The sequence below is a fragment of the Ruminococcus sp. 5_1_39BFAA genome, assembly GCF_964240875.1.
In the GTDB taxonomy this organism is placed as follows: Bacteria; Bacillota; Clostridia; order Lachnospirales; family Lachnospiraceae; genus Blautia_A.
In genome coordinates this window covers 47,018-61,132 of sequence record NZ_CAXSVO010000005.1, presented here as the reverse complement: position 1 = coordinate 61,132, position 14,115 = coordinate 47,018, and the positions used below count along the sequence as shown (strand labels likewise).

10 protein-coding genes are annotated in these 14,115 nt (G+C 46.9%); 5 read left to right on the top strand and 5 right to left on the bottom strand.

Translation table 11 applies throughout. The annotated features are described in order from the left end of the window. Positions 1 to 66 precede the first annotated feature (66 nt). Complete coding sequence (argC, locus tag ACESZH_RS08425; RefSeq protein WP_373214397.1) at positions 67 to 1,107, bottom strand: N-acetyl-gamma-glutamyl-phosphate reductase; 1,041 nt, start codon at positions 1,105 to 1,107, stop codon at positions 67 to 69. Positions 1,108 to 1,445: 338 nt separating this feature from the next. Between argC and ACESZH_RS08420 the strand changes: the two genes are divergently transcribed. Beyond that, positions 1,446 to 2,672 carry an argininosuccinate synthase gene (locus ACESZH_RS08420; protein ID WP_373214400.1) on the top strand — a complete coding sequence of 409 codons (1,227 nt, stop codon included), beginning with the start codon at positions 1,446 to 1,448 and terminating at the stop codon, positions 2,670 to 2,672. 139 nt (positions 2,673 to 2,811) lie between these two features. Here the strand turns inward: ACESZH_RS08420 and ACESZH_RS08415 are convergent, their stop codons facing one another. Both ACESZH_RS08415 and ACESZH_RS08410 read right to left on the bottom strand, forming a co-directional pair. Next, the gene (locus tag ACESZH_RS08415) at positions 2,812 to 3,606 is read right to left on the bottom strand and encodes a response regulator (RefSeq protein WP_373214401.1); all 795 of its coding nucleotides are present in this window, start codon (positions 3,604 to 3,606) and stop codon (positions 2,812 to 2,814) included. Then, on the bottom strand, positions 3,606 to 5,396 hold the full coding sequence (locus ACESZH_RS08410; protein ID WP_373214404.1) for a sensor histidine kinase: 1,791 nt from the start codon (positions 5,394 to 5,396) through the stop codon (positions 3,606 to 3,608). Before ACESZH_RS08410 ends, ACESZH_RS08415 begins: the two co-directional genes overlap by 1 nt. Before the next feature lie 202 nt (positions 5,397 to 5,598). Here ACESZH_RS08410 and ACESZH_RS08405 point away from each other — a divergent pair, with 202 nt between their 5' ends. The 4 genes from ACESZH_RS08405 to ACESZH_RS08390 all read left to right on the top strand — a co-directional run bounded on the left by ACESZH_RS08405 (position 5,599) and on the right by ACESZH_RS08390 (position 10,287). Further along, positions 5,599 to 6,861 carry an ABC transporter substrate-binding protein gene (locus ACESZH_RS08405; protein ID WP_373214406.1) on the top strand — a complete coding sequence of 421 codons (1,263 nt, stop codon included), beginning with the start codon at positions 5,599 to 5,601 and terminating at the stop codon, positions 6,859 to 6,861. Between the two features lie 91 nt (positions 6,862 to 6,952). Continuing rightward, positions 6,953 to 7,816: a carbohydrate ABC transporter permease gene (locus ACESZH_RS08400; protein WP_373214409.1), complete on the top strand. Its 864-nt coding sequence runs from the start codon at positions 6,953 to 6,955 to the stop codon at positions 7,814 to 7,816. Positions 7,817 to 7,828: 12 nt separating this feature from the next. After that, positions 7,829 to 8,653 carry a carbohydrate ABC transporter permease gene (locus ACESZH_RS08395; protein WP_373214412.1) on the top strand — a complete coding sequence of 275 codons (825 nt, stop codon included), beginning with the start codon at positions 7,829 to 7,831 and terminating at the stop codon, positions 8,651 to 8,653. Between the two features lie 14 nt (positions 8,654 to 8,667). Next, positions 8,668 to 10,287, top strand: a complete 1,620-nt coding sequence (locus tag ACESZH_RS08390) for a glycoside hydrolase family 66 protein (protein ID WP_373214413.1) — start codon at positions 8,668 to 8,670, stop codon at positions 10,285 to 10,287. Between the two features lie 110 nt (positions 10,288 to 10,397). Here ACESZH_RS08390 and ACESZH_RS08385 read toward each other — a convergent pair whose 3' ends face one another. After that, positions 10,398 to 11,546 (bottom strand): AI-2E family transporter, encoded by a 1,149-nt coding sequence (locus ACESZH_RS08385; RefSeq protein ID WP_373214415.1) that lies wholly within the window; start codon positions 11,544 to 11,546, stop codon positions 10,398 to 10,400. A 33-nt stretch (positions 11,547 to 11,579) separates the two neighbouring features. Next, positions 11,580 to 14,048, bottom strand: a complete 2,469-nt coding sequence (locus ACESZH_RS08380; protein ID WP_373214418.1) for a glycoside hydrolase family 3 C-terminal domain-containing protein — start codon at positions 14,046 to 14,048, stop codon at positions 11,580 to 11,582. Between the last annotated feature and the right edge of the window lie 67 nt (positions 14,049 to 14,115).

The following is a 14,115-nucleotide window of genomic DNA, read 5'->3' as shown; positions in this document are numbered from 1 at the left end:
ATTCGCATTCCGCTTTGCTACATGCTCATGAACGCAGGTCGCTGCGCGACTTGTCAGTCTGCTTTGTTACGGATACATGGGAACCTGCAAAAGTCCCTCTGACTCCTCGAAGCCAAACATCAGGTTCATATTCTGTACTGCCTGTCCTGCTGCGCCTTTTACCAGGTTGTCAATGGCGCCCATCATAATGATCCTGTTTGTTCTGGGATCCAGCTTAAAGTTTACATCCACATAGTTGCTGCCCTCCACCCATTTTGTCTGGGGGCATACATCCTGATCCAGTACTCTCACGAAGGTTTCTTTTTCATAGTATTTGTCGTAGGCGGCCTTTACCTCTTCGTATGTTACCTTCTTTGCAAGGGATGCGTAGGCTGTCACCAGAATACCCCTGTTCATGGGAACAAGATGCGGTGTGAAATTGATCAGCACCTGGCGTCCGCAGGCATAGCCAAGCTGGTCCTCAATCTCCGGGGTGTGTCTGTGGGTTGCTACGCCGTATGCCTTAATGTTTTCATTGACCTCGCAGTAGAGATTGTCCACCTTTGCGCCGCGTCCTGCTCCTGTGGTGCCGGATTTGGCATCTATAATGATGGTGTCCGGATCGATAAGTCCTTCCTTTAATAAAGGATAGATGGAAAGCGTGGAGCATGTGGGATAACAGCCCGGGTTGGCGATCAGCCTTGCTTTTTTGATATCCTCACGATTGATCTCACACAGGCCGTACACTGCCTCATCGATAAACTGCGGTGCTTTGTGGGGGATTCCGTACCATTCTTCATATTTTTTTACATCCTTGATCCGGAAATCCGCACTCAGGTCAATGACCTTTACTTTCGATAAGATTTCTTCATTGACTAAAGATGCACATAAACCCTGGGGAGTGGCGGTAAAAATCACATCTACCTCCTCAGCCAGCGCCTCCATATTGTCATCCATGCACACGGCATCCACCAGCTTGAAAAAATTCTGGTAAATTCCTGCATACTTTTTATCAATATAACTTCTGGAGCCGTACCATGCAACCTCCACGTCCTTGTGACCCATCAATAGTCTGACGATCTCATTGCCTGCATAACCGGTGGCTCCGATAATTCCTGCCTTTATCATCTGCTTTTCCTCCTGCTGCCCTGCCATAAAGATAAAAAGTCTATTCAGGGCGATGGGTAGATTATACATCTATCTTGCATATTATGCAATAGCTATTTTCCGGACTTTCTGACTATTTTTGAATTTCTCTACGTCTTTTCCTATTAAAATATGTATTTTTATGCAAAAATTAATTTTACTTTTTTCAAAATCCCTATTGCATATTTATGAAAAATGTTGTATATTAACCCTTGTCCATAGGGGGACAATAAAATATCCCCCAAACAGAAATGAATATTTATTCAAAAGAGCTTATTGTTCCATTTTATAAACATACCATTTTCAGGAGGAATATTATAATGAAAGAAAAAGTTGTTTTAGCGTACTCAGGCGGTCTTGATACCACAGCATTGATTCCGTGGCTGAAGGAAAATTTTGATTACGAGGTTATCTGTTGCTGCGTAAACTGCGGACAGGGAAATGAACTAGACGGTCTGGATGAGAGAGCTAAGCTTTCCGGCGCTTCCAAATTATATATTGAAGATATTGTTGACGACTTTTGCGATAATTACATTATGCCTTGTGTTGAGGCTGGCGCTGTTTACGAGCACAAATATCTCCTTGGTACTTCCATGGCACGTCCTGCCATTGTAAAGAAGCTTGTTGAGATTGCAAGAAAAGAAGGCGCTTCCGCTGTCTGCCACGGTGCAACCGGAAAAGGAAATGACCAGATCCGTTTTGAGCTTGGTATCAAGGCTCTGGCTCCTGATCTGAAAATCATCGCTCCATGGCGTATGACCGATGTGTGGACCATGCAGTCCCGTAAGGATGAGATCGCATTCTGTCAGGCACACGGCATCAATCTTCCATTTGATGCAAGCCACAGCTACAGCCGCGACCGTAACTTATGGCACATCAGCCATGAGGGACTGGAGCTGGAAAATCCGGCACTTGCCCCCAACTACGATGACATGCTGGTTCTCAGTGTGACCCCGCAAAAGGCTCCTGACAAGGAGACAGAGATCACCATGACCTTTGAAGCCGGTGTTCCGAAGACCTTAAACGGAAAAGAGATGAAGGTTTCCGAGATCATCACTGAGCTGAACAGACTGGGCGGTGAAAACGGCATCGGTATTGTAGACATTGTGGAAAACCGTGTTGTTGGTATGAAATCCCGCGGCGTTTACGAAACTCCTGGCGGAACGATCCTGATGGAGGCTCACGACCAGTTGGAGGAGCTGATCCTTGACCGCGATACCATGGAAACAAAGAAAAAGCTGGGCAGCCAGTTTGCCCAGATCGTATACGAAGGAAAATGGTACACACCTCTTCGTGAGGCAATCCAGGCATTTGTGGAATCCACACAGAAATATGTGACTGGTGAAGTAAAGCTGAAGCTCTACAAGGGCAACATCATCAAAGCAGGCACCACTTCCCCATACAGCCTGTACAATGAGTCCCTGGCCTCCTTCACAACCGGCGACCTGTACGACCATCACGATGCAGACGGATTTATCACCCTCTTCGGCCTGCCCCTGAAAGTCCGCGCTATGAAGATGGCTGAGGTTGAGAAGAACAATAAATAAGGCACGAGCTCAATAAAAAAGCTGAGTCGTAGCGCGAAGCTATTCGGCGCGGTGCGATTTGCAGCGCAAATTGCAGCGAGTCCCGCGGTGCGGAAACCTTTTGGATTTGCATAAACAAATTGAGAAGGTTTCCGCATTTTTATTTATCTATTCCACCTCTTTCTGCACATTCACTCCCCATTCTGTATTCATTGGGCGTAATACCGTAATACTTCTTAAATGCCGTATCAAAATGCCTGGCAGACACATACCCTGTTTCTTCCGCAATTTCATTGATCCTTGCCGCGGGATGAGTACGAAGCAGCTTTGCGGCACGTTCCATCCGCAGTCTCAGAATGTATTTCGAAAAGGATTCCCCCCGGTCAGATTTAAAAATACTGCTCAGATAGGCAGGATTAACATTCAGGATTTCTGCCAGTTCATTTAATGACAGCGGAGCAGCATAATGGGTCTGAATATAGGCCCTCGCCCGCTGTACAATAATATTAGGCGCTTCTTTTTCCGAAACATCCTGTGACGATATAGCAGCCACCCTGTCCTGTCCGGCATTCTCTCTTGAACCGGAAAGCTTCTCCGCAATACTGTTCAGTACATCGTGCAGTTCCATATCCTTCAGGGGTTTCAGCAGATAATCCGTAACACCTGCGCGCACTGCTGCTCTGGCATAATCGAACTCATCATACCCGGTCAGCAGGATCATATTCATATCCGGAAACCTTTTATGGATATAATCAGCCAACTCCAGCCCGTCCATCCGCGGCATTTTTATATCTGTAATGACCAGATCAAAATGCCGTTTCTGCAGAAGCTCCAGTGCCTCCACACCGTTTTTGGCACAGGCAGCTGTTTTCCATTCCCAATGAATAACAGACAGGTTCGCCAGCAAATATTCCCTCATGAGCGGTTCATCTTCCACAATTAACGCTGTGTACATTACATAACCTCCTTCGGAAGCGACAGAGTAATAACCGTTCCCTTATTTTTTCCAGACTGTATTTCCAGCCCATAAGCCTCCCCGTATTTTAAATGTATTCTCTTTTGAATATTGATCAGGCCAATCCCACCCGCGGAACATATATCACCTGCTTCGCAGTCCTCCATACGCTGTTTCAAAGCAGCCAGCTCCTCCTCTGTCATACCGATTCCATTATCACAAACCGCGATTCTAAGCTGCTTCTCCCTGCTGCATACAGTAACTTCGATCATAAAATCCTCTTCCATTGAGCTGCAGCCGTGAATCAACGCGTTCTCCACCAAGGGCTGAATAGACAAGGCTGGCATTTCCAAAGAAAGATCCGTGTCATCAGTCCGGATGGAAAAATGAAGATAGCTGTTACGGAGTTTTTGCAGTTCCAGATAGCTGTTCGTAATAGCCAGCTCTCCTTCCAACGAAATCTCCTTATCCGAATAAATAATCCCCCGCAGCAGCACGGACAACTGTTCAATGCTGGTAATGGCTTCCTGATACCGCTGACATTTTATCAGAAGACTGGTGGTATTCAAGGTATTAAAAAGAAAATGCGGCTGGATCTGATGATACAAAGAATCAAACTGAGCCTGTTTTTGCAAATATTTTGCTTCATATACCTGTTTTGTAAGCTGAGTTTCCTGAAAGATCATTTGCTGGATCTGTTCCAGCATACAGTTAAACGAGGCATTCAAATAAGAAATCTCCGATGTACAGTCTGTATCAGCCCTGACAGATAAATCTCCGTTCTGCACCTGCTGCATCAGGGAAACCGTCTGATAGAGCGGATATAAGTTCCGATGTAAGGTAAATGCAGATAAGATCACACCCAAACCCACCATAAAAATTGCGATCAGAAGGTTGAAGACCAGCGTCCTTTTTGCATTGGCATAAATCTCCGATTTGGAATTAAAGGTCACCACATTCCAGCCAGTGGAAGGAATGTTTTGCGCATGGACCAGATAGGATTCTCCATGCAGCCTGGCACTTGAGCAATCGTCCTGCGAAAGGATCTGAAGCACTTCCTCACTGGAAACAGGTTCTTTCAGATCAGCATGATTGTAAATCAGATTACCGCTCTTATCGAGAATCATCAAAGCATTTCCGGGACGTACCGAAACCCGGTCACAAACGGATTTTATACCGCTGTAGTTGGCGTCCACGCGGATGACTCCCAGGACTTCAGAATTATCCTTCAGACTGCATATCTGTTTTGCCACCGAAAAAAAGGTAATGGGAGAGGTGTCAGAATCTTCTGTTTGCGGAGGCAGAATAACATATTGGCTGCCGGAAAGCGCCTTCTGATACCATTCTTCCGATTCATAGGTCTGGGTATCTGCGTCATGTGCGGTCCGGTTGCAGGAATAAACAGAGTCCGAAAAAATATAGACACGAAGGATATCCTTTCGCGGAGTGGTCATAACCTGCCCCAGATAATTTTCAATCTCCCGTTTTTTATCCAGTTTCTCCTGAGCTGTCTCAGGCGTATGCATCAACTGCTGCATTACCTGCCGATTATAATAAGGACTGAGACACAGTCTGGTCAGTTCGTCAATATAAGCATCCAGATTCAGCGTGATCTGCTCCATAAGCTGTCTGGTATTTTCCGCCGACTGCCTGGTATAATCAGAGGCAAAACGCAGATGGCTGAAGCCTGACACCAGAATGACCGTGCCGAAAATCAGTGCAGATATGATACAAAAAAGCTTTTGCTGTATCGTGTTTGTAAAAAGAGTTAAGCTCCTCCGTTTTTTCATAGGCCGTCTCCTGTTTTTATGTATCCTGCCGCGATCGCTGCATCTATGAAATATTATAAAATGGTGCTCCAAAAATTTCAATATTCTGTATAAGATATCCAAAAAATCAGGATATCATTCTAAAAAATCAGGAATTTTCAACAAGTATATACAGACGTATAATAGACTTATCAAAAAGGTTTTCAGAGAAGGAGGAACAAATATGAGAAAACTTTTAGCAGGATTTTTAACAGGAGTCATGGCATTGGAGGTTCTGGCTTTTCCTGTATGTGCAGCGGATGCCGATCTGTCATTCTTCACCGGGAAAGTGGAAACCGTGGATCTGATGGATGAGATCATCGCAGATTTCAATGCCCAAAATGATGGCATCACCGTTGAGCAGGAATATCAGAATGATGCCAGCAATATCATTAAGATCAAGTTTGCATCAGGAGAAGCGCCGGATATCATGACCACTTATGAACAGGAATATGTTGACCAGGGCAAATATCTGGATCTGTCGGACATGAACGACATCTGGGACAGGCTGATCCCTTCCATGAAAGAAAGCTGTACGGATGTAAACTCCGGAAAGCAGTATCGTATCTGTACCAATATGACCATGGCTGGTTTCTTTTATAACAAGGAGATCTTTGATGAACTGGATCTGGCTCCCGCAGACACCTGGGAGACATTTGTTGCAAATTTGGAAACCATCAAAACCGAGATGCCGGAAGTCGCACCCTGGTTCATTTTCGGAAGTGAAGCATGGCATCTGGGACATTTGATCGAATTTATCCCTCATGGCTATATCAAAGCAAAATACGGTGCCACAGAGACGAAAAAGGCCATGCTGAATAACGACAAGAGCATTCTGAACTTTGGCGCTGCAGACGGTGCCATGGCAACATTTGCAGCTGGGCTGCTGGAGCTTCAGGAAAAAGGGCTCATCAATGAGGATGTTCTGACAGCCACCAGCGACAACTGTGTAGATGCCTTTGTTTCCGGCGAAGCAGCAATGTTCAGCAACGGTATGTGGTGCCTCTCCAATATTCTGGAAAAAGATCCGGAAATGGCAGATAAGATTGGGTTTGCACCCTATCCCTCTATGATGGAGGATGGCACTCCTATGGTACTGGTAGCAGAGGATTCCGGCTACAGCATCAGTGCGGATTCTGAGCATCAAGAGGAAGCAAAGGCCTTTCTGGAGTATCTGTTCAGCGCAGAGAACCAGACAAAATATGCCGAGAGCCTTGGTTCTCCGTCTGCCTTTACAGATGTAGATGCAAAATGGGCTCCGGAGACTGTAGTGGAAGGCGTGAATGCCGCTGTGGAATCTGCGGCAAACATTGGTTTTACCAATGAAAAACCCGCCGGTTTTTCAGGAGATGATGCAGGAAGAATGGTACAGGATCTTCTTGCCGGCAAATATACGGCAGAAGAATTTGCAGCAGCTTATGAGAAAGCCTGGGATGCCGGCTTCTAAAGAAAAATTTCAACTGCGAAGGAGCTGTTACATGACAGAAAAGGATTGCAGCGGCTCCTTTTAAAATGCGACTTTTTAAGGAGGAGTAATTGTGAAAAGAAAAAAAATCTGTGTGACACAATTTATGTCCCTTCCGGCATTTTTGCTCTTTGCCGTATTCTTTATCTATCCGCTTTTCAGAGGAATCGGCATGAGCCTTACAGACTGGGATGGTATGGGAACTGCAAATTTTATCGGACTTCAAAATTTTATTGATTTCTTCTCAGACGAACGTGCCATTCACGATATCCGAACCACTCTGGTTTTCGCTGTGTGCAGTGCTTTTTTGCTGAATGTCGTGGGGCTTTGCTATGCACTGCTGATGAACAGTCATTTCCGCGGACAGAGCATCGCCAGAGTGATCATTTACCTTCCGGCTATTATCAGCCCGCTGATCATGGGATATATCTGGTATTTTCTGCTGCAGCCCGGACGCGGATACCTGCATTACGCATTTTTACAGCTTGGACTGCCTGACCTGACTGCAAGCTGGATGAAGAGCTATGGAACCATCATGCTGGTACTGATCCTGGTCAATGTATGGCAATATTCCGGAATGACCATGATCATTTATCTGGCTGGTCTGCAATCCATCCCGGCAGAACTGACTGAGGCAGCCAGAATCGACGGTGCCAATGGATGGCAGTGCTTCCGCAGTGTTACGGTTCCTTTGCTGAAACCGTCGGTGCGCATCAATGTCATTACAAATATCATAGGCTCGCTGTCCGTCTTTGATATCATCATGTCGCTGACACAGGGCGGTCCCGGTTATTCTACGGAGAGCCTCAGCATTTATATTATGCGCATGTGTTATGGCAGCAAAACCGGTTATTCCACTGCAGTGGCCTTGATCCTGTTTTTTATCATTCTGGTTCCGGTACTCATTTCCATGCGTTTGACCAGAGCCAAAGAGTAGAGGAGGATGTAGATGAAACGTATACTGAAAATCTTAAGAGGACTGATAATTCTTCTGATCTGTCTTACCAGTCTGCTCCCATTCTTTATTTTACTGATCCTGGCATTGAATTCTTCCAAACGGGTTTTTTATGAAGGAAATATATTTATTCCGGAATTTTACTGGCAGAATTTTCTCGATGCCTGGAATAAGTCACGCATCGGGACTGCCATGGTAAACTCCGCAGTGATCACGGCAGGAACCCTGGTGCTTACCATTGCAGCGGGCGGAATGGCTGGATACGCCATTGCCAGATACAAGACACGGTTTAATAAGCTTGTGTTTGGTATCCTTCTCTCCTGTATGATGATACCGGGCATCATCAATACAGTTCCGCTATATACGCTGATGAGAAAGCTTCATGCCGTCAATACGCTGTGGGGTATGGTGCTGGTTTGTTCCACATTAGCTATGCCTTCCGCTGTATTTATCTACACTACTTTTATAGAGGCTTTGCCTAAGGAGCTGGATGAGGCGGCTGCCATAGACGGCTGTACCGGAATGGCTGTATTCTGGAAGATTATCTTTCCGGTCATCCGACCTGCCACTGCTTCCTTTGTGATCCTGAACGGATTTGGTATCTGGAACAATTATGCCCAGGCTGCTTTTTTCCTGCAATCACGGGCAAAACAGAATATTCCCCAGGCATTGTCCGTATTCTTCCAGCAATTTGGAGGCGCAAAATGGAATATTATGGCGGCAACTTCAGCTATTGCCATTGTGCCTGTGGTAATTGTTTTTCTGATTTTCCAGAAGCAGTTTATCAAAGGGCTGACGGATGGCGCAATGAAAGGATAGGAGGAACATACAGAATGCAGTTTGATATTTATCCCGCAAAAGCTAGCTTTGAACCGGGAACGAAAATTTTTCTGATTGCCGAGAACAACGGCAATGCGGATCGTGCAGTGCTGCGGATCACCCGGAAGCAGGTATTTTGCTTTCCGGTTGATCTGACATCCGGAAAAAACCGCCTTCTCCTGAAGGATTTTCCGGCAGAACCAGGCGGTTATGGTGTGGAAGCTGAATTCTACCGTGGGGATGTGTGCCTTTATCATGCTTATACTGCCTTTGATATCGTATCCTCCGAAAAATTGATCCGATATGGTTTTCTCAGCGATTTTTCTGAATCAGACAGCGGTGAGGAGGATATTGTCAGCATGCTGAAGCTGCATATCAATGCAGTACAGTTCTACGACTGGTCGTACCGCCATGATGATCTGGTAGCACCCGAAACTCATTATACTGATATGATGGGAAAGAAAAATGATCTGTGTGTGATCCGCGAAAAAGTGGAGGCGTGTCACAAATACGGCATGAAAGCCCTGGCATACGGTGCCGTGTACGCCGCATCTGCTCAATATCAGCGCGATCATCCTGAACAGAGCCTGTATGACAGTCAGGGAAAGCCTCTGTGCTTTATTGAAACCTTTTACATTATGAATATCAGCCGTGAAAACGGATGGCATGAACATATCCTGAAACAGTACCGAACAGCCATGGAACAGGCAGGCTTTGACGGGATCCATATGGATACCTATGGGGAGCCGAAAACAGCGCTTGACTGGAAGGGAGAAATACAATATCTGGAGGAGCAGTTCACTCCGCTGATCGATGATGCCGCGGAATTCTTGACAAAAAATAATACCTCTCCTGTTCTGATTTTTAACAATGTAGGCGGATGGCCCCTTGCCAGGACCGTGAATGCCCATCAATCCGCTGTCTATATAGAGGTCTGGCCACCCAACGTAACGTATCGTCATATTGGCAGTCTGATCCGTGAGGCCAGCCGTGGCGAAAGGCCTGTAATTATCGCGGCATACCCGGCAGCCTTTCGTACGTGCGAATCCGAAAGCGCGCTGGAAAGCCAGCTATATCTGTCTTTTGTCATTGCCATGCACGGTGCCTCTCAGATCTTTTTTGGAGAGCAGAATGCCGTGATCACCCAGGGGTACTATGCGGATTATGTGACCCTCACCGATAAACAATTAGCCGCTGTGCGGACTTATCAGGACTTTTTTGTACAGTATGGGGAGTTTTTCTATGACAGAGAGCTGGCAGATGTGAGTATGACACACCAGGGATGGGATAACCGGGAATATGTATTTACTCCCGCCGGCAGCGCTGATGGGGAACCCCAAAAAATTTGGTATCATATACGCCAGAGCAAAGATACCAAGGTGATCTATTTTGTGAACCTGTCTGAAAATGACAATCTCTGGGCAGAGGGAAAACGTAAGCCCAGCCACAATATAAGAATATCTGCACAGATCGAAATACATCGAAAGCCGAAACATATATGGTTCGCCACCCCCGATGAACATCACGGAGCCAGACAGAAATGTGAGTGGAGCATACCGGAAGGCAAAAGCGAAATCATAGCCGAAGTGGAAGTGTTCCGCTGCGGAATACTGGTGATCGAAGATGTGATCTGAAAAGCAAAGCTGACAGCCGCATCCTCCACTGGATACATGCTGTCAGCCTTTACTCCTCCGTTATATACGATTCCGAAACATACCGGTATCTTTTTTCAGCCAGACTTCTTTCAGGCTACCTTTATTTTCTTTTGCTTCAGCCTGCCGTAAACCCACTCCCTGAATAAGGTGTAAACCACGGACACCAGCGGGATGAAAACCAGCATTCCCACGATTCCCATAAGGCTGCCGCCCACAGTGACGGCTACCAGAACCCATATGGCGGGAAGTCCTACGGAGTTTCCGACTACATGGGGATAAATGAGATTTCCCTCGATCTGCTGCAAAATCAAAAACAGCGCCAGGAACATCAATGCCTTTACCGGGCTTACCATCAGGATCAGGAAAAAAGCTACCCAGCAGCCGATAAAACCTCCAAATACAGGAATCAAAGCTGTAAAACTGATCAGAACTCCCACCAACATAGCATAAGGGAAGCGCAGGATCGTCATGGATACAAAGAACATGCTGCCCAGGATCACAGCCTCAATGCACTGCCCTGTGATAAAGCTGGCAAAAATCCTGCTGGCAAGAGACCATACATGCCCTGCGTATTTTGCCACCTTCTCCGGTAATATGGCATAAGCAGCTTTTTTCACCTGAACCCCCAGCTTCTCCTTCTGCAGAAGCAGATAGCAGGCAAAAATGAACCCGATTCCCACATTCATTGCAGTGCTTAAAATGCCCTTTGTCACGGTAATGGTAGATGCCAGAATGTTATCCACGCCGTTTTTCAAAACACTGGCTGCGGAATCTATGATTTTCTCCGGCTGTATATCAATCGAATTCGCCCACTTTACGATCTGGGAATCACTGTGGAAGGTTTCCTCCAGCCACTCCTGTGCTTTAGGGATACTTTCTTCGATTCCCTTCACCACAGTCACCAGTGTGCTGCCCAGCTCCGGTGCCACAACCAGGATCACCACAAGGATGATCAGCACCACAAACACAATGGAAAGCACCAGGCTTACCGGACGCGCCGCTTTCGCCGCCTTGCCGCCTTTTTCTTTGATTTTCCCGAAAAAGCGCTTTTCTATAAAGGACATAGGCACGTTCAGCACAAACGCCATGGCGCCGCCCACAACAAATGGAAGGAGAAGCCCCCAGACAAGCCCCACATATTTCAACACCACATTGATATTCTGCACCCCAAGATACAAAAGCACAGCAAATGCAATGAGCCCATATATCTTTTTCATATTTTCCTTATTCAGATTCAAGGTCCTACCTCCGGCATATATTTTCTGCCTATTTTAGCACGAAAATCTGAATTTGCCAAGCTTTCTGATCACCTCAAGCACACGTCCCGCACAATTTCGAATGTCTTCCTCTGTTAATTCTCCTTCTTCATACGCTTTTTGAATGCTCTGAGCATCCTTGGGACTGCCCGGCATGATAATATCATTTCCGGCAGCCGCACACTGCCACGGCACACTCCCGTCCTCCGGAACCGTTGTGTTCCAGTCCGACATAATGATACCGTCAAAGCCCCACTCATCACGGGCAAGTGTGGTACACAAGTCCCTGCTGTTTGCCGAATGGACCCCATTGATCAGATTGTAAGATGTCATCAGCGCAATAGGCGCACTTTTCTTCACTGCGATCTCAAATCCGCGGAAATAAATTTCCCGGAGCGTTTTTTCGGAAACACGGACATCCACACCCATGCGGTTGTCCTCCTGATTGTTGCAGGCGAAATGTTTAATGGTCACACCGCACCCTTTTCGGCTCTGTACACCTTCGGTCACTGCCGCCGCCATAACTCCGGACAACAGAGGGTCCTCCGAATAATACTCAAAATTACGTCCGCACAACGGGTTTCTGTGGATATTCATACCAGGCGCCAGCCACAGATCCACATGGAACTCCTCCATCTCAACTGCAACCGCCTCACCAAAGCGCCTCATCAGATCCTTATCCCAGGTCTGCGCCAAAGCAGTACCCACCGGAAATGCTGTGCAATACTGATAATAGGTATCCGCATTTTCATGATGCTCCATTGGCTCCAAAAATCCGTTTTCCAGAGACCCCAATACGCCAAGACCATACACTTCATCACTCTTTTGATCCACCTCATAGCTTTGCCGCAGCCGGAGCCCGGCCGGACCATCCGCCATGATCAGGGAGCTCATTCCGTACTTTTTCTCCAGCGCTTCCGTTGTCTCCCCAGCCGAACCGGGAACACGGATTCCAGCGGATCCCAGAGTACTGGCACCCATAGTAATATTTCCATACAATAGCGGTATCAGCTCTGAAATTGGCTGCTCCGGCACATCAGGTCTCCGGTACGTTTTCTTTTCTTCTTTTTGAGGCACAAAAATAAGCTCCTGAACGCCTTGTTCTTTAGCCATTGTCAGCCACTGCGCTTCTTTTTTCGCTGCTGATGCCGCTGCCCCCAGTTCTTCGAAGTCTGCCGCTTTCCGGCATACTGTATGTACCTGCTCCAGAATCACCTCCTCCGGGATCCAAAGCATTGCCGCCAACTGCAAAGAAGCCGGATTCTCACCTACCCACACGCCATATTTTCCCTTTTCTGCCAGCCAGGCATGCTTCTTATCAGAAAAAACAGCTATCTGCTTTTGCTCTATGGCAATGGTAAGCCTCTGTGATTCCCCCGGCTGCAGAACAGCAGTCTTGGCAAACCCTGCCAGCCTTTGGAATTCCCTGGCTCCGCCATTTTGCGGCAGTGTTACATAAACCTGAACTACCTCCCTGCCGCCATAGCAGTCCCCTGTATTTTTCACTGTGGCTTCCACCTCAAAGCCATCTTCTTTAATCCGAAGTCCTTCGTATTTTATTTCAAATGAGGTATAGGAAAGTCCATAACCAAAAGGAAACAGAGGCTCTATGCCGAAGCTGTCAAAGTACCGGTATCCTACGTAGATGCCTTCTTTATATTCTTCCCATTCCAAATTTCCATTCAGATAACTGTACGTGTCAGCATAGGGATAATCTTCATAGCGTTTCGCCCAGGTTGTAGTCAGCCTTCCCCCCGGCGCTTTCTTTCCCAGCAAAACATCAGCCGCTGCATAGCCGCCCTCCTGGCCCGGCTGGGAAATATTTAAAATTGCTTTTATATATTCCGCCTTCTGCAGAATATCCGTCAGCTCTACCGGACCTCCTGCGTTTAATATCAGCACGATCGGAATATTCTTCTCATTAAGGTACAGGATGTCCTCCTGCTCTTTTCTGCTTAAATAATAATCTCCTTCTGTCCTGCGCCGGTCTTTGCCTTCTCCGGAAATACGGCTGATGACATAAACGGCTGCCTCGGCCCCCTTCACATCCTCCGGCTGGATATCCCGTCCCTCCGGCAGCACAAACGGATTCGCTGAATACGCATCAAATGGATTTTCCACATGACTCGCATCCTCCAGTATTTTTTTCTTCCATTCCTCTCTGGCGGCATCATAACGCTGATTGTAGTCCAAGAGCCAGCCCTCGCTGGTAAGAAATACTCCTGACTCCTTAAGCCCTCTGTATATGGAAATATTTTCCCTGTTGTTTACATCTCCTGAGCCAATCCCCCCTTTCACTGTCTTTGCCGCACCAGCGCCAAGCAATGCAAGGCGTACGGATTCCTTGAACGGAAGCAGTCCCTCATTTTTTAATAGAACCATTCCCTCTGCCGCCATTTCCCGTGCCAGACGGCTGTGCGTAACCTCCCGATCTGAGGGATGAGGCGCCAGCGTCCCGCTGCGAGTCTGATTTCCTGCTGTCATATTTTTTCTCCTTATTGAAATTCCCCACTTAATGCTATACGCATTGAAAGCGGGGGATCTCTGATCT